Raw genomic sequence first — 23,599 nt, forward strand, 5'->3', positions numbered from 1 at the left:
TGGTGCTGGATCAATCTTCTTAAGTGATTGCTTAACCAAACGCTGTTTACTCACTTTTGTCAAGGAACCGTTGACCAACCATTTTTATGATTCTTTGTTTTTGATTAGTCCCCAAATTCTTTCGCTACTTCTACCCGTTTTTCGTTTTGATCTTTCGCATTATTCATGTCAAATTCTAGCACTGTTTGATAGCCTAAGCCGTCTGCTGTTTCTTGCATTTCTTTTAGCAATTGGTCAAATTCTGCTTCATCTTTGGCAAAAACCATTCGCCAAGAGTACTCGATGATTGTCGCTTTGGCTTGGTTCCGCAACGTAGAGATCTCTGAACTATCTTCTGGCGCTACATAGCTGGCACCAGGGGCAACTAACAATTGGTCGTTCTCCTCTAAATAGCCAATGGTCGATTCTGCACCACCCATATTTTTTGACCAATCTTCTTTTACAGGATCGGTTGTTTCATTTTGATAGCTTTCCCACATCGTATAAGCATATGGGAAGCCGGTATCAGGATTGATATCGATCGGTAATACCGTATTGACGTTTAGCGCGGATACACCATCTTTGTAACTTCCGCCACCATATTCTTCTGGCACATCCCCATCGCCATCTAGCAACGCTTGTTTCCCAAACTCAGTTAAGACAGGCTCGCCATCTTTCATTTCCCAAGTTAAGCCTTCAGGGCCACTACTACCGCTTGTTTGAGAAGAATTTGCTAACACGCCTTCTGAAGAGTAGAGCCAGTCAATAAAGGCTGCGATTCGCTCTGGGTCTTCGGCATTTGAACCGATCCCGATAAATTGTTTGCCACCGTAAACTTCCGCACCATAAGAGAAGATTTTTTGGTCTTGAATCGGTGCCAACATAAAGCCTTTTCCTTCATTCAAGTTCGTAGTCGTATTAAAAGCCGCTTGACCTAACCAAGGCCACCATGAGAATAAGACTTGTCCTTCTTGGAATTTGGCAAAAAGTGTATCGTAATTTTGCGTCGTTGATTCTGGATCCACTAAGCCCATTTGATTGGCTTGGAAATAAAACTTAAGTGCGCGAATATATTCAGAATCACTATCGAGAATGCTTTGATAATCAGAACCATCCGCTTTTGCCAAGACAAAACCTGATTCATCGTACCCATAGTAGGTGACCAGCTGTTTGCCTGCATTCATCATGTTGCCGTCCCAATCGCTGAATAGAGAAAACCCATAAACTTTTTTCCCAGAATCTGTTGTTGGATTGTCTTCTTGCATTTTTTGAATCACAGGAAGCAGGTCTTCCAATGTACCGATTTCTGGATATCCTTGATCCCCATAAAGATCCCAACGCACATAAGTACCAAATGTAGGATCTAATCCTTCTGAAGGATCGGTGGCTTTTAATGTAGAAACGGAAGTTGGAAAGCCATATAGACCATCGGCATCTTTGTTTAGATTTTGAACAGCCGCATCGAAGCGCTGAACATTTTCCATAGTTTCATAATACTCGCTCGCATCGGTCAACAAACCAGCTTCAACCAATTCGTTGTATTGTTGGCCATTATCAACAATGATCAAATCGCCCAAATCACCTGCTGCCGTCCTCGTTTGATAAAGAGTGTCTCCGTTTCCAGCAACGTTTGGTGCGATGATGTTCAATTCCATATTGAATTTATCCCGCACGATTTTGGCAAACCAACCTTCTTGCATCCCCATATAGTTGGCTAGCCCATTATAGACATCGATCGTGATCGTTTCATCGTAGCCACTTTCGCTGGAAGCAGCGTCTGTGTCAGAGTCAGCCGCTCCTCCACAGCCGGCTAAACTACCTAGCAATGTCATGCCTAACAAACCTGTTGTTACATATTTCGACATTTTTTTCATTTTCTTCCCTCTTTCTTTTTATTAACCTTTCACCGCACCCAACATAATTCCTTTGACAAAATATTTCTGGAAAAGCGGATAAATAAACATGATTGGTAAAACAACAATGACTGAAACGGTCATGCGAATCGAAGTCGGTGTCTGCGTTGTTGCAGCTGAAGCGATACTGGAAAGTGATCCCGATGTATTTTTGACCATTTGTGCCAACGAATTGGCTTGATTGATATACGTATAAAGAAGGTATTGCAAGGAGTAGAGACTTTGATCCGTAATGTAAATCAGTGTATCTTGGAAAGAATTCCATTGACCAACTGCCGAGAAGATCGCGACTGTTGCTAAAATCGGCGTACAGTTGGGTAAAATTACCCGAAAGAATACTTGAATGATGCCAGCTCCATCCATTTCAGCTGCTTCTTGCAACGATTTGGGGATTGACTCAATATAGGTTTTCACTAAGATGATGTTAAAAGGCTGAACGACAGCCGGCAAAATATAGACCCAAAAATTATTCGTTAAACCTAATGTCTTCATCGTGATGAATAATGGAATCAGCCCTGCATTGAAATACATTGTAATCACGACAAAGCGATACCAAAATTTTCGTTTCCACATTTTTTCTTGGGTAAACATAAAGCCTAAGAAGGCTGAAGCTAAGACGGTTGCTGCTGTTCCGATCACCGTTCTAGCCACCGAAACGGTTGCGGCTAATGGCAACCCTTTTAGTTGTAACACTTGACTGTAGTTTTCAAAATGGATCTCTTGTGGAAAAAAGCGAATTTGTCCTAACGCACTCAACTCATTATTACTGATTGAATTAATAATCAAGTAATAAAAAGGATACGCACAAATCAACGTAATCAGAAAGAAAAAGGTATAATTGAGGATACTAAACGTCAGGTTTTCACGTTTGGGTACTTTTTTCGCCTTTTTCTTTTCACTAATCGATAGTTCCATAGATATCCTCCTCTCCTAAATAATGGAAGTCCCCCGAATTTTTTTCGAAGCAATATTGACGATGGCTAACAAGGCAACAGAAATGACACTTTTTAGCATACTGATCGCGGTAGCCAGAGATAGACTATTTCCACCCATCCCTAAATTGTAGACATACAAATCGAGGACTTGGATCGTATTTCGATTGAATGCATTTTGGAAAACAAAGTACTGATCCATCCCGTTGTTCAACAAGTTGGCGATAGACAGCATCAGCATCACAAGGAACGTCGGCATCAAGGCAGGCAGTGTGATATGACGCATCAGGTGGAAACGATTCGCCCCATCGATTCGTGCCGATTCATACAATTCGGGGTCAATTCCTGAAATGCCTGCAAGATACATGATGGCACCCCAGCCCAAGCCTTTCCAAATATTCCAAAGACACATCATAAGCCACGTATGATTGCCGCTATCCAAAAATTTGACTGGATCTGTAACGAAGCCCCATTCTTGCAGCAACGTGTTTACCAGCCCTGTTGAAGAAAACAAGCTAAAGGCGATCGTATACACCAAAACCCAACTGATAAAATTCGGCAGCGTGGTCAGCGTTTGGACCAAGTTTTTAAACCATTTGCACTTGATTTCGTTCAATAAAATGGCGAAGCCTACTGGTAGGATCGAAGTGGCAATCCCTAAAAAACTCATGGCAAAGGTGTTTTTCATTACTTGTACGATCTGATCCACTTGTGTTGGACTAGAGACAAGAAGTCGAAACCATTTGAAGCCTACAAACTCGCTGCGCGCTAAACCTAATGCTGGTTTGTAATCATAAAGTGAATAAATCCATCCGTGCAAAGGAAAATAAGAGAACAAAAACACGAGAATCAGAAAGGGAACGATACATAAAAACAAAATCTTCCCTTCTCGTGTCACCCGCTTATTTTTTCTTGGGACACTGCTTAGTTTACTTTCCATTTTCCTCCCCCTTTTTTGTAACCGCTTTTACATTTTTAATACTAGCACCTGAAATCTCATTTGCCACCTGTTAAAAATAGAGGTCAATCCGTACATTTTAGACTTTATTTTTCTTTTATTTATAAAGAATGCTGATACATCAAGGTTTCAGATAAAAGACACCTAAATGGCAAGGCTTTCAAAATTTGTTTTTTGCGAGTACTATAGGAATATATCAATTTTGGAGGGATAAAAATGAAGTACAATCCTGATGGTCAACTGTACAAAATAACCACCGTTTTTTCACAATTCACATTGTTAAATTTACTATATATCATTAGCTGTTTGCCAATTATTACGATTGGAGCTGCGACAGCTGCCCTTTATGAAGTGACGATTCGTTATGCGGATGAAGAGCGTGGTGAATTGATCGTGGGCTATGTCCGAGCGCTACGAGCAAACTTTATGAAAGCCACCGGTAGTTTTCTCCTTCTTGGATTGCCCATGGTAGCACTACTGTATAGTAGCTTGTTTTGGTTTTCCTCAAAAACCATTCTTGCCAGTATTTTTGCCTTCGTTCTAATTGTTACAGCTATTTATCTGTTTATTGTGTTAGTCTATTGCCTCGCGTTAATTGGACGTTATGAAAACAGCTTTAGGCAAACATTAAAAAACGCGTTTCTGTTACCGATTGCGGACCCTATCCGTTCGTTAGCCCTCGCGCTTATTCCTATCGCTGCGTTTTGTTTTATTGTTTTATTTCCATTGTTTAAATTCCTCTTGTTGATTTTTGGTTTTTCTTTCGTTATTTATTGTAGTTCGTTCCTGTTGCTTTCTATCTTTCGTAATCAACAAGCATGAAAAAAATCAGTCATCTCTCACTTTTTCGTCGTCTGAGTCAGTTTTCCATTCGGCGACAATTATTCATTCTTTATCTGCCTGTTGTTTTTTTATCCACAGTGACTATAGGTCTCTTATTGGTCTACGATTCAACCAAACAGCTGACAGGCAATTACCAACACTTGGCAGAGTTGAATGCTCAGCGTGTCAAATCTGTTCTTTTTGATACAACAAACACGCTGACCAACACGGCGAGTTCCTTATCAAACGATACTCATCTACGTCAGCTTTTAACTGCCAATTACCTTGACGACCAAGAAGCGATCGTGGACATCAATAGCTATGATCAGCTAGATGAGATCAGAAATCTTCAAACCTCGATTGCGAAATTAACTATCTATACGACGAATCAAACCATTCCGAACTATAAATATTTTCAACAGGCAGATGACACAATTCAAGCGACCGCCTGGTACCAACGAGCCCTCAAGCAACCCGATGCTTTTTTGATGACGATGCCAGAGGATTACAAAGCAAATCGTTTGAGTCTTTATAAAACGTTGCCTTTGCCTTTATCAAAAGAAACTGCCGTTTTGGAGATCCAAGTCGATTATAATTATCTCAGCAACCGACTTCGTAATTCATCCTATGAATTGGAATTACAGTTAAATGATGATGTCATCTTTTATAGCGACAAAATCAATCAAGTCGGTGAACCGGGACAGCTTACAACTCTTTCTGAGCCGCAAACGAGTGCTGCCTTTTTAAAAGATGATGGTACCAAGGTGATGCTCACCAAAAGCACCTTACCCATGAGTAACAAAGAAGACATCATCACAATTTATAGTGCGGATACAAATGCCTATCGCAATCTACGCGCCAATCTGATCCGTTGGAGCACGATCGTTTTGGTGATTTTGATCACTACTTTCATCATCGTCTTTCTGTTTGCTCGATTCTTTACCAAACGAATTTCTCAACTGCAGCAGGCGGTCTACTTTGGCTCGATCGAGGATTATGATTTCTTTCAAAATATTAGCGGCGAAGACGAAATTTCTCAGATCTCTCTTGATTTCCATAAGATCATTCAACGAATCAAGAAAAAAGAAGAAGAGATCTACCGTTCGCGTCTGGCGCAGCAAGAGCTGTTGACTCAACAACAGCAAATGGAATTTAATATCTTAGCGGGGCAGATCAATCCCCACTTTTTGTTCAACACGTTAGAAACGATTCGCATGATGGCGCTGACTTCCGGCAATTCTGACGTCGTTTACGCCATCAAATTACTGGCAAAATCGATGCGCTATACGCTAGAAGCCCACGGAACCAAGCGAACGAGTTTAGAAGAGTCCTTAGATGCCGTTCACGTATATGTCAAGATCCAGCGGATGCGCTTTGGCGATCGAGTCAACTTTTCCTATTCAGTCTCCAATGAGATCGACCAAAAAGAAGTCCAAATATTGCCCCTCCTGATTCAACCATTGGTGGAAAACGCCATCTCCCATGGCTTGGAAGGCATCACCTATCCAGGGTTTGTCCGTTTGACGATCACCAAAGACGGCCATGATCTGGTGATCGTGGTACAAGACAACGGCAGCGGGATACCGCCAGAAAAACTCGAAGGCTTGCAGCAAAAAATCAAGACGCCCTCCACCCATGCCAAAAAGAACATTGGGCTAGCCAACGTCAATCATCGGGTCAAAATGTTTTATGGACCTGAATACGGCTTGACGATCGAGAGTGTGCTGGGTAGCGGCACACAAGTCATCTTGCGCATCCATGATCTAAGCCAAGATTCATTTTCTCTTCACTAAAACAGTAAAGCCCCCCTTCGATTCCTGTTTCAGAAATCGAAAGGGGGCTTTTGCTTGGTTAGAAATCCCACACACGAACTGTTTGTTGTGGTGAAGAAGCACTGGCGTAACAGCCCACCATGATCCCAGTAAAGACACCACCGACTTCAGTGGTCAGATATTTTGTTTCTCCACTGCCTAAAAGCTGTGCTTGTCCTTGTTCATCAAGAACAGAAAAACGATAGGTTTCTTTATCGGCGCTCAGCTGCAAGGTGACCATATCTGCTGCATAAGGCAGTTTCTTTTCCACTTTCCATAAGGAACCGATTTGTCGGCGGAAAACCAACTGTCGACTGATGGCTGTTTTTTCCAGGTAACCCTCATAGTGATGGGTGGCATTTAAGAAAACCGTCAATCCTGCTTGCCCATCCGTTAGTTGCCGACAATCAAAGGTTGCCTGAAATTGTTGCTCAAAGGCGGTTTGCCGTTGGAACACTGCGGCAAGTTTGCCTTGATCGGACAGACCCGTCTGATTAGGATGCAGCAAGAAGCCATGTGGCTCTTCTTCAATCAACGTCGGGGCCCATTCGAATAAAGTCACGTAATCAGGCTTGCTGCTCTCCTTCCGTGTTTCCTTTGGTACCACCGCTGTGTCTATCTGAACGGTTTCTGGCAAGTGACCTTCCTCGCCAAACACCGGCCATTGGTTTGACCAGTCCACCGGTAGCAGGCATGTTTCCCGACCTAACAAATGCCTCAAAGGATAGCTGATGGGGCGTACTGCCAGACAAACTGCCCACCAGTTGCCTTGGATATCTTGCACGAGGTCCGCATGCCCTGCAGCTTGCAGCGGCAGATTCGTACTGCGATTGGTCATCACTGGATTATTGGAACATGCTTCATAGGGTCCCGTCAAGGAACGGCTGCGGGCCATGGTCAGCATATGACCATAGGACGTTCCACCTTCGGAGATCAACAGGTAGTAATAGCCGTCTTTTTTATACAAGTGGGGGCCTTCTGGATCAGCCGATCCGCTGCCTGTCCAAATGTTTTGGCGCGGACCTAATTCTCCAGAAGCCAAATTGATCGTCCGCAGATAGATCTCCTTATGGGTGCCTAAGTAATAGGTCTGCCCATCGTCATCTGCGAAAATCGTCGGGTCGATCCCAGGGGTGTCCAGCCAAATCGGGTCAGACCATTCACCGGCGATGTCATCTGTCCAGATCAGAAAGTTGCCTTCTCTTCCTTCGTTTGCCCCAACGTTGGTACAAACGAGGTAAAAGCGGTCCTTGATAAAACGCAAGGTTGGGGCATACAGACCAAAAGCGTTGGGGTTTTTCGTCGATAACTGCAGCTGCTCAGGTCGCGAAAGTCCATGACAAATCAGCTGCCAGTCTGCCAAGTTTTTACTGTGATAAATTGGTAATCCAGGAAAATATTCAAAAGTACTCGTCACCAGATAAAAGTCTTCACCGACACGGCAAATACTGGGATCTGGATGAAATCCAGGTAAAATTGGATTCGTGATGGTTCGCATCGGCATCTAGAACTCCTTTATCGTGGTTTGGTCAGCCGTCAGCTTATGGCTCGTTTTTCCAGCAGTCGTGTGAATCTGCAAGGATGCTTGCTGGATCCCTGTCAGCTTGACGATCAGTTCTTGATCGACTCTTTCAACAGCCACCTCGCCAATCCACTCACCGTGGTGATCATAGATAGCCGCAGCGGTCTTGTCTTGCGGATCAAAGAGATGGATCGTTGGATGTTCGGCATAGTCATAGACTGCTTTGGTTTGTTCATGGCCTTCGATAATCAGTTGATTTGGTCGGACTAACAGTGGCAAGTGGAAATAATCATAGGTTTCTTGGTACCAACGTCCGCCCTCGTAAGCTTTGCCAGATAAATAGTCGATCCAATGCCCCTTCGTCTTCGGTACGTAAAAGGAGACCGTTCCTTGATCATTAAAAATAGGCGCAACTAAAAGGTGTTCCCCCAGCATGTATTGGCGATCCAAATGATGGGTCATCTCGTCTTCAGGAAACTCTAAGACCATCGCCCGCATCATCGGAATCCCCGTTTGGGCGGTTAGCACCGATTGAGCTTGCAAGTAAGGCATCAAGGACAATTTTAACTTGGTAAAGGCTTTGGCTACCGCCACGGCTTCGTCGTCATAAACCCAAGGCACTTTGTATTCCCAGCTGCCATGGTAACGGCTATGGGAAGACAGCAGACCAAATTGTGTCCAGCGCTTGTAAAGGTCTGGGGTTGAGCCAGCTTCAAACCCTGAGATATCGTGGCTCCAATACCCAAAGCCGCCTAACCCAAAGGACAGACCTGCCCGCAGTGACTCTGCCATTGATGGATAATCTGAGGTACTGTCGCCACCCCAGTGTACAGGCAAGCGTTGCGAACCAACCGAAGCTGCCCGCGCAAAAACGATGGCTTCTTCTGCTCCCTTGACTTCTTTCAGCAAGTCAAAGACGACTTTATTGTATAGGTAGGCGTAATAATTGTGCATTTTTTCTGGATCAGAGCCGTCATAGTACACCGCATCGGTGGGAATCCGTTCACCAAAATCCGTTTTGAAGCAATCCACACCCATGTCTAATAAGGCACGCAGCTTGCTATTGTACCAAGCGACCGCTTCAGGGTTGGTGAAGTCGACGATCGCCAAACCTGCTTGCCATTTGTCCCATTGCCAGACATCTCCATTGGCGCGTTTCAAAAAGTAGCCATTGGCCATCCCTTCGTCAAACAAGGGTGATTTTTGCCCAATGTACGGATTGATCCAGACACAGATTTTCAATCCTTTGGCTTTCAAGCGCTGCAGCATTTTTTCCGGTTCTGGGAAAGTTCGTTCGTCCCACGTGAAGTTGCACCACTCGTATTCCTTCATCCATAAGCAGTCAAAATGAAAGACCTCAAGGGGAATCTCACGTTCTGCCATACCGTCTACAAAAGATGTTACGGTTTGTTCATCATAATCCGTCAAGAACGAGGTACTTAGCCACAACCCAAAGGACCACGCAGGTGGCAGCGACGGTTTCCCCGTCAAATCAGTGTAGCGCTGGATCACTTGTTTTAACTCATCACCGGCGATCACAAAGTACTGCAGCGTTTGTCCTGGATTGCTGAATTGAACACGAGAAACTTTTTCACTCCCCACTTCAAATTGCACCCGGTCGGGTGAATTGACAAAGACGCCATACCCTTTATTACTTACATAAAACGGAATATTTTTGTAAGCTTGCTCCGTACCAGTGCCCCCGTCGGCATTCCAGATATCAACACTTTGGCCGTTCTTCACGAAATTTGTAAAGCGTTCCCCTAAACCATAAATCGTTTCTCCCACATCTAGGGTCAACTGTTCGCTGATATGGGTATTTGCTTGCGGATCAATCACTAAGGCTTTGCTGCGAGGTTTGCTTTGGGTAATCAGCTGTTCTTTGTAATAAAACGAAGCTGTCACATTTTCCTCTTTGCTGATCACGACTTGCAAGTCTCCCGAGCGAAAAACATATGATTGCTCATCCTCTGAAATATCAGGAGTGATCTCTTCTGTCATCAATTCAAAGTTGGGGGCTTTGGCTTGGACCCCTTTATAATTGTAGAGGGTGATCCCAATGATATTGGTTCTAGGGGTAGTGACTTCCATCGTTAACAATCCGCCATCCAGTGTTGCCCCTTTATGCCCGACATAGCTATAAGGCAGATATAAGACCAATTTGTTTTCTTCTTTACGGGCATCGTAGACATGCACCGCAAATTTCACATCAAATCCTTCACGAAATAACCAACCGCCATCTGAAAATTTCATTTTTTTCCTCCTTGTTGGATCAATGTCAACGCCCCTAACAGACCAGAATCATTATAGTAACGACAAGTCTCGATCGGCACTTGGAAGTCCGGCCAATGGGGGTTCTCATTGATTGCTTGTTTGATTATAGCTAATAGATCAGGGTTTTGGCTGATGCCGCCGCCGATCAGTATTCTTTCGGGATTCATCGTGACAGCTAGGTTGTAAATCGCAAGTGCGACATAATGTGCCCACTGTTTCAGAATCTCCTGCGTTTCAGGATCACTCGACCGCTGCTGCATGATGGTTTCTCCTAAAATCTCCTCTGATTCAGGAATCGCTTTTGCTCGTCGATAGGCAGCAATCAGCCCTCTCGTTGAAGCTAGATCATGGAGGGTCGCAAAAGAAGATGCTTGAAAATCAGTGATCATCATTCCGAATTCTCCTGCCCGAAACCCATTTCCGTGAATCAACTGGCGCTGATGAACGAGCGCGCCACCAATACCGGTGCCTAATGTGATCATGACAAAATCTTGTACGTCAGCAGCATTTCCGGTCGAAAGTTCTGCTAAAGCAGCACATTTCGCATCATTTTCGATCCAGATCGGATAGGGCTTGGTTAAACGCTGCTGTAGCTCTTGTACGACAGCACAGCCGTGTAAAGGAGCCAACGCCCCCGCCATGATCGCTCGGCCATTGACTGAATCAATGAAACCAGGAAAACTCAGCCCGATCCCTTCGATAACATGCGCTTGCTCTACTTCTTGTATTTTGGCAGCTAAGGCAGCAAAAAATTCATCCCGCGTATTACTCGGGGTTTTGATTTTGCCTCGATCCAGCCATTGATTCTTCTCGGTAAAAACCCCGAATTTGATATAGGTCCCGCCTACATCAAAGCACAGGCGTACATCTGTCATTTCTCCTCCTCCGTTCAAAAAGCGCTTACAGTTTCATTTAAATTATATAAAAGAAAAAAAAGAAAGCCTACCAAGCAATTTAGTCATCGTTACCCTAAAAAATAGATGTCCGTAGAAAATCACGGACATCTTTGTGGTTATTCATTTTTCCGAAACTCATTCGGTGAAACCCGATGGTATTGTTTGAACTTTTTATAGAAATAATCAACATTGCTGTAGCCCACCAATTCAGCAACTTCGTAGACCATTAGATTGGAATGACGTAAGATTTCCACCGCTTTTTCCATTCGTACTTCATCCAAGAACGCCAAATAATTTTTACCGGTTTCTTTGCGAAACTTCTTGCCTAGATAGGCACTATTGTAATTGAAACGTTCCCCGATTTTTTTCAAGGTCAAATCTTCTTGATAATGCTTTTTTGTGTATTGGATCAATTCTGCAATGATATCGATTTGGTTCAAACTGCTGGCGACTGTTGCTTGCAAGTCTGCTAGTTTTTCGGTGATCACCTCTTGTAGCATCGGAAACGTTTGGGCGAGAAAAATCTGCTGATGCACTTCGTCTGTCGACCATTCGATCGCTAATGCTACTTTTTCACTGATTTGATGCTGCAGCCATTCGATGTCGCCATTGACTTGCCATTTGATCTCTTCTTCCAATGCCAATAAATGATAAAAGGTTTGATAATAGCGGAATAACGGCTGTTCCAACGGATCGTTTGCCAAAATCGCTTTTACTAATTCTTCACGCAAATCGCTTCGTTCTTCTGCTTCTTGGGTCGTATCCAAAACATGGTGAGAAATGACTTGATTGGGAAATAAGAAAATCAATTTACTTAATGTCTGGATATCGATCATCAATGGCTTCAAGTTCTCTTGCGCCGCAAACCAGCGGGAGATCAAGATCTCTTGATGAGCCATTTTTTTGCGGCACCACGCATCGATCGCCTCGTCGGGAAAGCGTTCCTCGTTTAACAAAACCAAATACCGATGATGCCGATGGATCAAGGTGATGACTTGCGCCACTTGCTCCTGTAATTTCTCAACCAGCTTTTGGGCATCTGCCTCCTCGGAAAGTCGCAATAGCTTGATGGCTTGTGCGTCTTTGATCCCCGTTTGATCCCCGCCAAACAATTTCTCCATCAACTGACTCTTCTGATTTTTCTGCTGATCGGTCTTGGCTTTTTGATCGATTTTCGTCAAAATACCGATCAGCTCTTCTTCATCAACTGGTTTCAGCAAATAGGTCACAGCGCCCAGTTGCAAAGCTTGCTTGGCATAGTCAAAATCTGAGTAGCCGGACAAAATAATGGCAAAAAACAAAAGCCCTTCCTCCGATGCTGCTTGCACCATCTCAAGACCATTTTTTCCCGGCATACGGATATCAGCGATCACAACGTCTGGCTTCAATTCGCGGATCATTGCCAAGCCAGCTTCGCCGTTTTCCGCCGACCCGACGATTTGATACCCCAGACGTTCCCAATCGATGATCAGAGGCAGTCCATTTCGGATCGATGCTTCATCATCAACGATCAACACTTTACGCATTTTCCAACCTCCATTTTCAGCTACTCCTTCGTTACATCATGTTTCACTTGTCAAACTTGCCCCATTGGTGCGAATCACCTCTTGATACCAATAAAAACTATCCTTCGGGATGCGCGCCAACTGACGTTCGTTTTGATTGTCGCGATCGACATAAACAAACCCATAGCGTTTTTGGTATCCATTCAACCAACTTAGTAGATCTGTAAAGGACCAAGCACAATAGCCGATCAGCTCAACCCCATCCGTGATGGCCTTTTGCAGTTCCACCAGATGTTCCTGCAAATAGGTAATGCGGTATGGATCATGGATCTGTTTGTCTTCTGTCAATTGATCGATGGCGCCTAACCCATTTTCAGTAATAAAAATCGGCAAGTCATAATTGGCCTGAATACGTCGCAAGGCCACACGGAAACCAACGGGATCGATCTCCCAACCCCAATCTGTTTTTTTCAAGTGGGGATTTTCCGCCGTCGCAAACATGGTTTCTTCTGGTGAGAACTCGCCAGCTACCGCTTGCATCAAATACGGATCGACTTTAGAAAATTCTTTCTTTTCAGCTGACTGCTTCTGCAAATTGTTTTGTTGGGCCGTTCCACCGTGATAGTAATTGATCCCTAAGAAATCAGGTTTTGCCTGTTTTAATAGTGCTTGATCTTCTGGAGTGACTTCAGGAGCCAGACCGACTTTGGCTAATTGCTTGTAGACAAATTTCGGGTATTCGCCTTTGCAATAGACATCTAAAAACCACGCGTTGTTGAAGGCTTCGCCATTTTCTGCAGCCAGCACATCTTCTGGGTCACAGCTAAACGGATACATCGGTCCATAGCCAAAACTTGGACCAATCTTGCCCTGTGGAACTAGCTCATGGAACAAATTAATTGCCTTTGCATTGGCAAGGTTGATGATATGATTGGCTGCATACATCCGTTTTAAGTCCTTCAAGCCCGGTGGATGTGCCGCCCAACGGTACCCAAGAGAAGTGAAGACATTTTGTTCATTCATGGTGACCCAATAGGTGACTTTCTTTCCTAAGCGTTCAAAAAGGATTCGGCAATACCGTTCAAATGCCGCTGCTGTTTCTCGTCCCTCCCATCCTTGGTATTTGTCTTGCAAAGCCTGAGGAAGATCCCAATGATACAGCGTCAAAATCGGTTCTACTCCTTGCCGAAGCAATTCGTCCACCAGCTTTTCGTAAAACGCCACACCAGCTTCATTGACCGCACCTTCGCCATCAGGCACGATTCGCGACCACGCCACGCTGAAGCGATAGGCTTTCAAGCCCATTTGCTTCATCAAGGCAACATCTTCTTTGTATCGATGGTAGTGATCGATCGCCACTTTGCCGTTGGTTTCCTCAAAGGTATTGCCGGGAATTTGGGCATAGGTATCCCAAATCGACGGACCTTTGCCGTCTTCTGCCCATGCGCCTTCAATTTGATAGGCCGCCGAAGCCGCCCCCCATAAGAAGTTTTCTGGGAAAGGATCTAAGTTTGTGTGAAACATCAAGTTGCCTCCTTCAATTCCTAAACCGAGTTAAATCGGTTACATTTTATCGTATCATAATTTGGTTGATTCGTAACAATTGCCAAAAGATATTTTTTAGGTGAAAAAACTGTCGCTCCTCAGAACGACAGTCGTTTCTTATTAAAACAGGTAATCATTCAAACGAGATTTCACATATTCAATGTGGCTGGATTCTATTTCGATTTGATCATGCGCCAATGCGTAATCTGTCAGTGTTTCTAAGTTTTCCTCATCAGCAACGATCTTCGCTCCGATGCCTTCTTGGAACGAGGCGTACCGTTTTTCCTTCAACTCGTCTAAGAAGCGGTCTTCTTTCAGTTTCGCTGCTGCTTTTAACGCTCGGGCATACGTATCCATACCAGCGATGTGGGCTAACAACAGATCTTCCATTTCAAATGACGAACGACGGACTTTAGAATCGAAGTTGATTCCTCCCGGTGCGATGCCGCCGTTTTCTAAGACTTCGTATAAAGCGAGTGTCGAGTCAAAAACGTTGGTTGGAAATTCATCCGTATCCCATCCTAACAGCATATCTCCTTGGTTGGCATCCAGTGAGCCTAATGCGTTATAGCTACGGGCAACGGCGATTTCATGTTCAAAGGTATGGCCAGCTAATGTTGCATGATTGGCTTCTAGGTTTAATTTGAAATCTCCTTCTAAGCCGTAGTGCTGAATGAAGGCCATCGTTGTCGCTGCATCAAAATCATATTGGTGCTTTGATGGTTCTTTTGGTTTCGGCTCTAATAAGAACTGCGGTTTATGACCGATTTTTTCGCCATAAGCGATCGCCATTTTGAATAGACGGGCGATGTTGTCTTGTTCAAATTTCATGTCTGTATTCAACAAGGTTTCATAGCCTTCACGGCCGCCCCAGAAGACATAGTTTTCACCGCCTAATTTTTTCGAGATATCTAAGCCTTTTTTAACTTGGGCTGCTGCATACGCGTAAACTTCCGCATTATTGGTGGAAGCAGCGCCGTTGTTGAAACGAGGGTGTGAGAACATATTTGCTGTATTCCATAAGAGTTTGATCCCCGTTTGTTCCATTTTTTCTTTGATCAAATCGGTGATTTCGTCTAAGTTTTGGAAAAATTCTTCTAACGTTTCTCCCGCAGGTGCCACGTCAACATCATGGAAACAGAAGAACTCTGCCCCTAATTTTTCGCAAATCTCAAAAAAAGCTTCTACTCGATTTTTCGCCGTTTCCATTTCGGTGTCACCGATCCACGTCCGTTTGTTGACGGGTGCGCCGAAAGGATCGGAACCATCTTGCGTCATGGTGTGCCAATAGGCAATTGCAAAACGTAGATGATCTTTCATTTTCTTGCCTAAAACAACTTCTTCGGCATCGTAATGGCGAAATGCAAACATATTGTCTGTTTTAGGACCTTCGTAGCGGATTTTTTCGATTTCTGGGAAATAAGTCATTGTTGTTGCCTCCATTTTATGTTTTTTAGTGTAATAAACTAACTTACTTAGTTCCAATCATTTAGAACCAATAACGATTCCTCGCTTTGATCAAACAAATTGTCTGCTGCCATTACGCTATTCGAGCTGCGCCAACGCATGGCAGATAGGCGCGGTCTGCTGGTAGACGGTCCGGTAGATCGCATAAATTTCTTGGTATTTGGCGACATTTTCAGGAATCGGTGCAATTGCCTTGCTGTATTTGACAAAGGTGTTAACACAAGCGGCCGCATCTGGATAAATGCCACTGCCGATTGCTGCCAGCATTGCTGCGCCCATACCTGGACCTTGTTCAGTAGATAAAGTCAGCATTTCTGCATTAAAAATATCGGCTTGCATTTGCAGCCATTCGGCATTTTTCGCACCGCCCCCCACAGAAACGATCTGGGTGAATTTCCGCTGTGCTCGTTCTTCCATGATCATTTGGGAATCTTTCAGAGAGAAGGTGATCCCTTCTAAGACGGCACGACTGAAATGCTTTTCGCGATGCCGTGTGTCAATACCAATAAAACTTCCCCTGATTTGGCTGTCGGTATGTGGTGTGCGTTCGCCCACGATATAAGGCGTAAACAGCAGGCCTTCTGCCCCCGGTTTTACCTCACTGATCGCTGAAAGCAATTCCTGAAACGATTGGTTTGGGGCAAACGTATCACGATACCAGCTTAAGGAATTTCCAGCGGCTAAAGTGACCCCCATTGAATACAACTTGTCTTTGATCGCATGACGGAAAAGGTGTAGATCGCCTTGATAATCAACCTCTTGCGCTTCTTCAAAGGATAAGAACACACCGCTAGTGCCAATCGACACCATGCCGACACCTTCGGCGATGATCCCGGACCCTAATGCAGCACAGGCATTGTCTGCGCCACCTGCATAGATCGTCACCTCTTGTTCAAAGCCAAAGGCTTCTTGCAGTTCTTTTCGCATTTGCCCTACAGGCGCTGCTGATTCAAAAAGCGGCGGCAGTAAATCCGATGCGATTGCGAATTTTCCTAGAATGGCTTCAGACCAGCACTTCTTTTCGATATCCAGCAGTAACGTACCCGCCGCATCAGAATAATCCATCGAATAGTTACCTGTCAGCCAAAAAGCCAAGTAGTCTTTTGGCAGCATCATGTGACGAACTTGTTGCCAATGTTCAGGCTCGTGTTCTTGGACCCATAAAATTTTGGGTAAGGTGAACCCTTCCAAAGCAACATTCTTGGTGATTTCTTTTATTTCCTCTCCAAAGGATGCCATGATCGCTTGACATTGTTTGGTGGTTCGAACGTCATTCCATAATATTGCCGGGCGAATGACTCGGTTTTCTTCATCCAATAAAACAAGACTATGCATTTGCCCGGAAAAGCTGATGCCGATCAATTCTTTCTGCAACGTTGGAAGCTGCTGGATCAAGGTTTTGATTACCTTATCTGCCGCCTCTTGCCAATGTACAGGCTCTTGCTCACTGAACCCCGGTCTAGGGGATGACAATGGATAGTCAACACTTGCTGTTCCTTGGAGTTCCCCGGTTTGATCAAAAACTAAGCCTTTTAACGCACTTGTTCCTAGATCCAACCCTAAAAAATAAGCCATCTCTTCTCTCCTTCCTCTGTTTGAAGCAGTTAACCATTGCCTCTCAATCGGTTAATTAGCATTCAAAACTAACTAATTGGATAGTAAACGATTCTCGCATTCCTGTCAAGCGCTTTCAACAAATCTTTCTAAGATTTTCGTTCTCAAACTGCTGCTTCTACATTCTTCGTCTTTTCTTTATTCTTCAGCTTGCACAATATTAATTTGCACGGTAAACTAACACTAATCACATCTATGAAGAGGAGAACACATGATTATCAATAAAATGGGCATACGCGAACAAAATGAAGCGGCTGTATTGAAGACGATCATTGACAATGAAAATGTGTCACGAGCGGAAGTGTCAAATTTGACCCATCTCAATAAAGCGTCTGTTTCTCAAATAACCAAAAAACTGATCGACACGGACTTCGTTCGCGAAGTCGGCATTGGGGATTCCACTTCGATCGGTGGTCGCAAACCGATTCAATTGCAATTCAATCACCGCAGCAGCTTAGCTGTTACCTTTGACATCGGCTATAACTATGTTCGTGGAATGCTTTCTTATATCAATGGCGAGATGATCGCCTCCGCCGATCATTCCCATGAATTGATCACCAAAGAAAATGTACTGGCGACGATCGATTCTATGATGAAAGAATTTTGGCCGCAAATGCCGCAAACCACTCATGGATTAGTAGGAATCTGTTTGGCGATCCACGGCATCGTTCACAATCAGACGGTCACCTTTGCCCCCTACTACGACTTGGAACACTTTGATTTGATCGCCCCTTTGAGCCAAAAATACAATACGGCGGTCTATATAGAAAACGAAGCCAATCTGACGGCTTTAGGCGAGTACTGTTTTTCTTCTGATTCCACGAATTTACTGAGCGTCAGCGTCCATAGTGGGATCGGTGTCGGAATCATCGTTGATGGGCAGCTACAAACCGGTACTCACGGCATGGCGGGGGAAGTTGGCCATTCTACGCTCTTTCCTCACGGCAACTTGTGCCCTTGCGGCAATCGAGGCTGCTTAGAGCAATATGCGTCGAACAAAGTCTTGTTTGACACCTACAGTCACTATACAAAAACAGCGTTCGTTAATTCGGATACCTTTGCACAAGCCTATCATGCCGGAGAAAAATCAGCAGTCGAATTGGCGCAACAAAATGTTGAGTTTCTTAGTATTGGGCTAAACAATGTCATCACTTTTTCTGATCCCGAAGAAGTCTATATCAACAGCTCGGTCTATCGCAAAATTCCTGATTTATTACTGGCGCTGCAACAAAAATTGACCAGCCAGTTCACCAAAAACACGAAGATCAAAAACAGCCGATTAGGCGATCAAGCCCCGCTGTTTGGCGGTAACGTTTTAGTGGCGAAACATTTCTTGAATATCAACGATTTGCGCTTTGCAGCACTTGATCTCTCCCGTGTGATCCATTAAATGAATGCTGGACTGAAGACTCAGTCCAGCGTTTTCTTTTGGGAAAAAAGGTCTCGCTATCCTTTGATTCCGCCAGCCGTCACACCGCCCACGATGTATTTCGATAGAAACAGGTAAATCAGCAATAAAGGAATAATACTTAATGAGATCCCTAGATACATACTGCCAAATTCAGTACGGTAAACATCAGTTTTCAGCAATTGGACCAGCATCGGCAACGTATACTTTTCCGTATCGTTGATCAAGATCAAGGGCATCAAGAAATTATTCCACGAGGTCACGAACGAGAAAATCGCCATGGTGGCTAAGCCCGGTTTCATCAAGGGCAACATGATGCGATGGAAAATTTTGATTTCGCCGGCTCCGTCCAAACGAGCAGAATCTGCCAAATCAGGATGATAGATCGTTTCTAAGTATTGCTTTAAGAAAAAAACGGTAGCAGGTGATGCGATCGCTGGTAAAATCAATGGCAGAAAATTATTTAAGAGCCCTAAGCGATTCATAAATTGATAAAAACCGATCATGCTAATTTGCTGAGGGATCATGATCAGCCCAAGAATGACAGCAAACAGGACTTTCTTGCCACGAAACTCATAGGCGATCACGCCATAAGCTGTCAATGCCGAAAAATATACATTGAGAACGGTAGCGCCAGCCGCAATCAAGAAACTATTTTTAAATCCATTGAAAACATTGAAGCCTCTGCCCATTAAGACGGACCAGTTGTATTGGAGATTACCGCCAGGCCACAAGGACAGCCCTTGCTGGATCTGTTCTGCTGAACGGGTCGCATTGACTAAGACGACCCAAAACGGCAGAATACTTAAGATCGTCAGCAACACCAAAAAGACATAGATCAACAATCGTTTTGCTCGATAGCTATTTTCCATTTATTTTCTCCCCACTTTGCTGTTTTCTTTGAAAAATTGAAACAATAACGTGCTTAATACGATCGAAAGTACCAATAATAGCACCGACGCGGTTGCGGCAACGTTGAAATTCCGACTCCCGGTAAAGGCTTGGTTGTAGATAAACATCGTGATCGTTAAGACACTATTGTTGGGATTGCCGTTTGTCAGCAAAAAAGGAATGTCGAACATTTGCAAGCCGCCAATCAAAGACGTCACCAATGTATAAAGCAAGATTGGTTTTAACAAAGGCAGCGTGATCTTGCGGAAAATTTGACCATCATTGGCTCCATCGACCATTGCTGATTCAAAAAGAGCATCATCAATGCTCAAAATGCCCGAAACCAAAACGATCGTTGTCTGACCATACCACATCCAAAATTGGATAAAGGAAACGATCAGCCGAGTGCCCGTTTCACTACGGAAAAAGTCATAGGGCTGGTCCAAAACACCGAAATGCTGCAAGACTAGGTTGATCGGACCTAACGGAAAACTGAACAAAACGAAAAATAAGATTGCTACTGAAGCGGCAGTAATGATGTTGGGTAAGTAAAAAGCGACTTTGAAGAAGCCTTTCCCCCGCAAACGCAACTTGATATTGGTAAACCATGCCGCCAGCAACAGAGCCAAGCCAATTTGAGGGACAAAGTTTACGCCCCACAAAATAAAGGTATTGCTGATCGATTTTAAAAATAACGGGTTGCGAAAAATCGCAAAATAGTTATCCAGTCCGACAAGATTGGCAGCTGGATTCCACCCTTTTAGATCCGTAAAGCTTAGGTAAATCGTATAGAGAATTGGATAAAGCTGAAAAACCAAGAATGCTAGAAAAAATGGTGTGATAAATAATAGCCCATAGCGATGATACTGTTCAAATCTTCTCTTATTCTGCATCGTAATCCCCCTGATTTTTTTCTTCTACTGCCAACTTCTGCCTGTAAAGACAAGCCATTTAAGCAGCGCATAGTACCTAGAAAAGGTTGAAACCGACCCCGTCTTCGGTGCCGGTTTCAACAACACCTAATCTACTTGAACATCTGGATAAGCATTGACGACCGCATCTTTAAAGTTTTGGATCGCCGTTTCCTGATCCACTTCACCTTTTGAATATGGTGTCAAACAACTATCCGTAAAGAGGGTTTCAATCGTCTGGTCATACTCGGTCAGAATTTTCGCGTTGATGTCTTGAACCATATCGGCAAATTCTGCATAGTGGTTTTGACCGCCTAAAAATTCCTCTTCATATTCGCCTTTAATTTCTTCAACGACTCGCTCATTTGATACAAAATCACCGGTATCTTCGGCCCATTGTTTTAAAAATGCTTGATCTGTGGTCAAGTAAGCCACCAATTGCGCAGCTTCTTCTTGCATCTCAGAATTTGCCGTAGCACCGATCCATGTGCCGCCCCAGAACCACGACGAAGGTCCTTGGATCATGCGCCAGTCGCCTTCTGTTGAGCTGGAGTTATCGGCAGCTGTCGCATTTGGTTTTAACCAATAGTGCAGCCCCCATGTCGGCAAACTATAACCGAATACATTGTCGCCATTCATTCCAGCAAACCAAGCTTCTGACTGTCCTTCTGTATCTTGTGTCAGGCCTTCTTCTACAAATTTTCGTGATACATCCAACAAGTCATACAAACTGTCGTCGATCACTAATTTGCCGTCTTCAACCCAGCCATGTTCGCGTTGACCATAAAAAGGCTTCGCCAAATCTTGGACACTAGAGATCATATAGGTGGTTCCACCACTTTTTTCTTTGACTGCTTTGGCTTGCTCATAGAACTTGTCATAGTCTGACAAGGCCGCTTGCGCAGCCGCTGGATCATCGATTCCTAGCAGCTCTTCTGCCATCGATGCCCGGTAATAAAACCCGCCAGGAGCAGCTTGCCAAGCCAAGGCATGAAGAACCCCGTCTTTTGAAGTCCCTACGTCTTTGACATATTGATACGTATCTGCTGAGGCTTCATCAAGCCCCAGTGAACCAAGGTCTGCCATCATGCCTGATTCCACATATTTTTTGACAAAGGCAGATTCTAAAGCAATCACATCTGGTGCATCTTTGGAACCGAGAATCGGATCGAGCTTGGTCTCGAATTGGTCAGAAGGAATCTCCACGATCCGAATGTCATAGGCCAAGTCGTCATGCGCCGGCAAATAGTAATCATTGATCATCGTTGATAATTCTGAAGTAAAGGTCCAAACCACGAGTTCATCCTTGCCACTACTTCCCGTTGCGCTATTATCTGAGCTGCTGTTTCCAGAACCATTCCCGCAGCCACTAAGCATAAAAGCTGCTAAGCCCGCCAATGACACTGTTTGTAAGACCCGTTTCCAATTTTTCATCTTTCTTCCTCCTCGATTTTTTGATAGTCAAATGAATCAAAATCAGCCGCCAAACGATTGCCGGTCGTATCAATCGCAAACATCCCTACAAAAGCCCCTGTAAAGAACCCACCGTAATGTTCTGCTACATAGTCGTCAGACAATTGCAAGCTGTCAAATAGCTGATCGATGACCTGCCACTCTTTTTGATCAAACGAGTACGCGTATTGATAGTGGGCATAATTAACGATCGTTTTGAAGTAGACTGTTTGTACATCGGCTGGTATCACAACTTCTGGTGCTTTTTGACTCTTCAGTTGGCCCTTTTCGCTTGTCAATACAGTGATGATTCTGCCTTTCGTCTCATCATGAGTGATGTAGATCGCCGACCAGTTTTGTGTATTGTAGTAATTCGTCATGCCTGCTAACTGTAGAAACGAGTTCGGTGAAAATTCGACGGCAGTCGTTGCTTCGAAACGAAAATCGCTCCATCTTCTTGCCACCAGTGCTTGATGGAACAAGGAATTGAACGACTCTCGCCCATACAAGCGCAAGTACCCTGGTCGTGCGGTCAAACTACCGATTTCCTCAGAAAAAGGAATCCGCAAGGTTTGAAACACTGGTGCCAACGACGCCTCTTCAAAATCATCAAAGCCTGATTCTGTTTCCCACGGATGTTCGGGCAGCTGTGGCTGTGGGACTTCCTCTTTTGGAAAGTTTCCGCCTGTGATATACGGCCAATCATTTTCCCAATAAACAGACTGGATCGCTGTTTCTCGTCCGAGCGGGCAATAGCCGCGATTTTCTAAGAGGGGCGTTTCTGGATACTTCAGCGCTCGCCCTGTTAAGTGAACAAAATACCATTCATCGGTCTGCGTTTTCACAAATGAACCATGGCCAGCTTTTTGTAGCAGGATCTCTGGCTGTCCCCAGGAACTGATCAGAGGGTTTTGAGGATGAACTTCATAAGGCCCTTCGATGTGCGTCCCACGAGCGATGGTACTTGCATGTTCAAACTTGGTGCCGCCTTCTGCCGTCAATAAATAATAATAGCCGTTCACTTTATACATAACCGGTGCTTCCGTCAATTTGCGCTCTGTTCCTTTGAAGATGATTTTGGGCTGCCCCACCAATTTCTTGGCTTGCCAATCAAACTCTTGGAGAGCGATCCCATAAAAGGAATGGTTTGTCGGACGATAATCCCAAACCATGTTCAAAAAATATTTTTTGCCGTCGTCGTCATGAAATAACGAGGGATCGAAACCAGAAGAATTCATATAGATTGGTTCTGACCAATCCCCATCAATGGTCTCACAGGTGATCAAATAATTGTTCACATCTTTCCAACTATTAGATTGTGTTTTGACATCTGAATAAATCAACCAAAAACGACCATCACTGTAACTTAAGTTTGGCGCCCAAACACCCCCAGAATCTGGGTTTCCCAGCATATTCAACTGACTGACACGATTGACTGGTGTACTGATCAAGCGCCAGTTCTTCAAATCCTTCGAATGGAAGATGCGCACACCTGGAAACCATTCAAAGGTCGACGTAGCAATGTAATAATCTTCTCCTGCACGACAAATACTCGGGTCTGGATGAAAGCCTGTTAGTATCGGATTGGTAATCAAAAAAATTTCCTCCTCTTTCCCTTTTTGGCATTTTGTGATTCAACTGAGTGTCAGTAGGAATGAGCTTCATCCAGTTAGTAAGTTTTCTTTACTAATATACCTAA

Annotated in this window: 17 protein-coding genes; 3 read left to right on the top strand and 14 right to left on the bottom strand. The window is 44.2% G+C overall.

All coding sequences use genetic code 11. From position 1 onward, the window contains the following. Window positions 1-104: 104 nt before the first annotated feature. The 3 genes from IGK63_RS12850 to IGK63_RS12860 are packed head-to-tail and all read right to left on the bottom strand — an operon-like array spanning window position 105 to window position 3,764. Complete coding sequence (locus IGK63_RS12850; RefSeq protein WP_275626524.1) at window positions 105-1,853, bottom strand: ABC transporter substrate-binding protein; 1,749 nt, start codon at window positions 1,851-1,853, stop codon at window positions 105-107. Between the two features lie 21 nt (window positions 1,854-1,874). Continuing rightward, window positions 1,875-2,807, bottom strand: coding sequence for a carbohydrate ABC transporter permease (locus tag IGK63_RS12855; protein ID WP_005234069.1), 933 nt, complete (start codon window positions 2,805-2,807; stop codon window positions 1,875-1,877). Between the two features lie 15 nt (window positions 2,808-2,822). Beyond that, window positions 2,823-3,764 carry an ABC transporter permease gene (locus IGK63_RS12860; RefSeq protein WP_005228459.1) on the bottom strand — a complete coding sequence of 314 codons (942 nt, stop codon included), beginning with the start codon at window positions 3,762-3,764 and terminating at the stop codon, window positions 2,823-2,825. Window positions 3,765-3,998: 234 nt separating this feature from the next. Here IGK63_RS12860 and IGK63_RS12865 point away from each other — a divergent pair, with 234 nt between their 5' ends. Both IGK63_RS12865 and IGK63_RS12870 read left to right on the top strand, forming a co-directional pair. Then, complete coding sequence (locus IGK63_RS12865) at window positions 3,999-4,604, top strand: YesL family protein (protein WP_275626523.1); 606 nt, start codon at window positions 3,999-4,001, stop codon at window positions 4,602-4,604. After that, window positions 4,601-6,397, top strand: a complete 1,797-nt coding sequence (locus IGK63_RS12870) for a sensor histidine kinase (RefSeq protein ID WP_275626522.1) — start codon at window positions 4,601-4,603, stop codon at window positions 6,395-6,397. Before IGK63_RS12865 ends, IGK63_RS12870 begins: the two co-directional genes overlap by 4 nt. 58 nt (window positions 6,398-6,455) lie before the next feature. Here the strand turns inward: IGK63_RS12870 and IGK63_RS12875 are convergent, their stop codons facing one another. The 7 genes from IGK63_RS12875 to xylB form a co-directional block, all read right to left on the bottom strand. Next, the gene (locus tag IGK63_RS12875) at window positions 6,456-7,919 is read right to left on the bottom strand and encodes a glycoside hydrolase family 43 protein (protein WP_016612765.1); all 1,464 of its coding nucleotides are present in this window, start codon (window positions 7,917-7,919) and stop codon (window positions 6,456-6,458) included. Next, window positions 7,920-10,190, bottom strand: a complete 2,271-nt coding sequence (gene yicI, locus IGK63_RS12880; protein WP_016612766.1) for an alpha-xylosidase — start codon at window positions 10,188-10,190, stop codon at window positions 7,920-7,922. Continuing rightward, the gene (locus IGK63_RS12885; RefSeq protein ID WP_016612767.1) at window positions 10,187-11,086 is read right to left on the bottom strand and encodes an ROK family protein; all 900 of its coding nucleotides are present in this window, start codon (window positions 11,084-11,086) and stop codon (window positions 10,187-10,189) included. The genes yicI and IGK63_RS12885 overlap by 4 nt, the downstream gene beginning before the upstream one ends. Window positions 11,087-11,223: 137 nt before the next feature. Further along, window positions 11,224-12,633: a response regulator gene (locus IGK63_RS12890; protein ID WP_005234063.1), complete on the bottom strand. Its 1,410-nt coding sequence runs from the start codon at window positions 12,631-12,633 to the stop codon at window positions 11,224-11,226. Window positions 12,634-12,669: 36 nt separating this feature from the next. Continuing rightward, complete coding sequence (locus tag IGK63_RS12895) at window positions 12,670-14,136, bottom strand: glycoside hydrolase family 1 protein (protein WP_005234062.1); 1,467 nt, start codon at window positions 14,134-14,136, stop codon at window positions 12,670-12,672. Between the two features lie 141 nt (window positions 14,137-14,277). Next, window positions 14,278-15,585, bottom strand: a complete 1,308-nt coding sequence (xylA, locus tag IGK63_RS12900) for a xylose isomerase (protein ID WP_034872124.1) — start codon at window positions 15,583-15,585, stop codon at window positions 14,278-14,280. 117 nt (window positions 15,586-15,702) lie between these two features. Further along, entirely contained in the window at window positions 15,703-17,199 is a 1,497-nt protein-coding gene (xylB, locus tag IGK63_RS12905; protein WP_061053208.1) for a xylulokinase, read from the bottom strand. Window positions 17,200-17,449: 250 nt separating this feature from the next. Between xylB and IGK63_RS12910 the strand changes: the two genes are divergently transcribed. Beyond that, window positions 17,450-18,628, top strand: a complete 1,179-nt coding sequence (locus IGK63_RS12910; RefSeq protein WP_016612770.1) for an ROK family protein — start codon at window positions 17,450-17,452, stop codon at window positions 18,626-18,628. Window positions 18,629-18,684: 56 nt separating this feature from the next. Here IGK63_RS12910 and IGK63_RS12915 read toward each other — a convergent pair whose 3' ends face one another. The 4 genes from IGK63_RS12915 to IGK63_RS12930 form a co-directional block, all read right to left on the bottom strand. Next, window positions 18,685-19,518: a carbohydrate ABC transporter permease gene (locus IGK63_RS12915; RefSeq protein ID WP_005228444.1), complete on the bottom strand. Its 834-nt coding sequence runs from the start codon at window positions 19,516-19,518 to the stop codon at window positions 18,685-18,687. Continuing rightward, complete coding sequence (locus IGK63_RS12920) at window positions 19,519-20,430, bottom strand: carbohydrate ABC transporter permease (protein WP_016612771.1); 912 nt, start codon at window positions 20,428-20,430, stop codon at window positions 19,519-19,521. Between the two features lie 126 nt (window positions 20,431-20,556). Next, window positions 20,557-21,882 (bottom strand): ABC transporter substrate-binding protein, encoded by a 1,326-nt coding sequence (locus IGK63_RS12925; RefSeq protein ID WP_008380593.1) that lies wholly within the window; start codon window positions 21,880-21,882, stop codon window positions 20,557-20,559. Further along, entirely contained in the window at window positions 21,879-23,495 is a 1,617-nt protein-coding gene (locus IGK63_RS12930) for a glycoside hydrolase family 43 protein (RefSeq protein WP_008380592.1), read from the bottom strand. The genes IGK63_RS12925 and IGK63_RS12930 overlap by 4 nt, the downstream gene beginning before the upstream one ends. Window positions 23,496-23,599 lie beyond the last annotated feature (104 nt).

This window comes from Enterococcus sp. AZ040 (genome assembly GCF_050499185.1).
Taxonomy (GTDB): Bacteria; Bacillota; Bacilli; order Lactobacillales; family Enterococcaceae; genus Enterococcus_D; species Enterococcus_D entomosocium.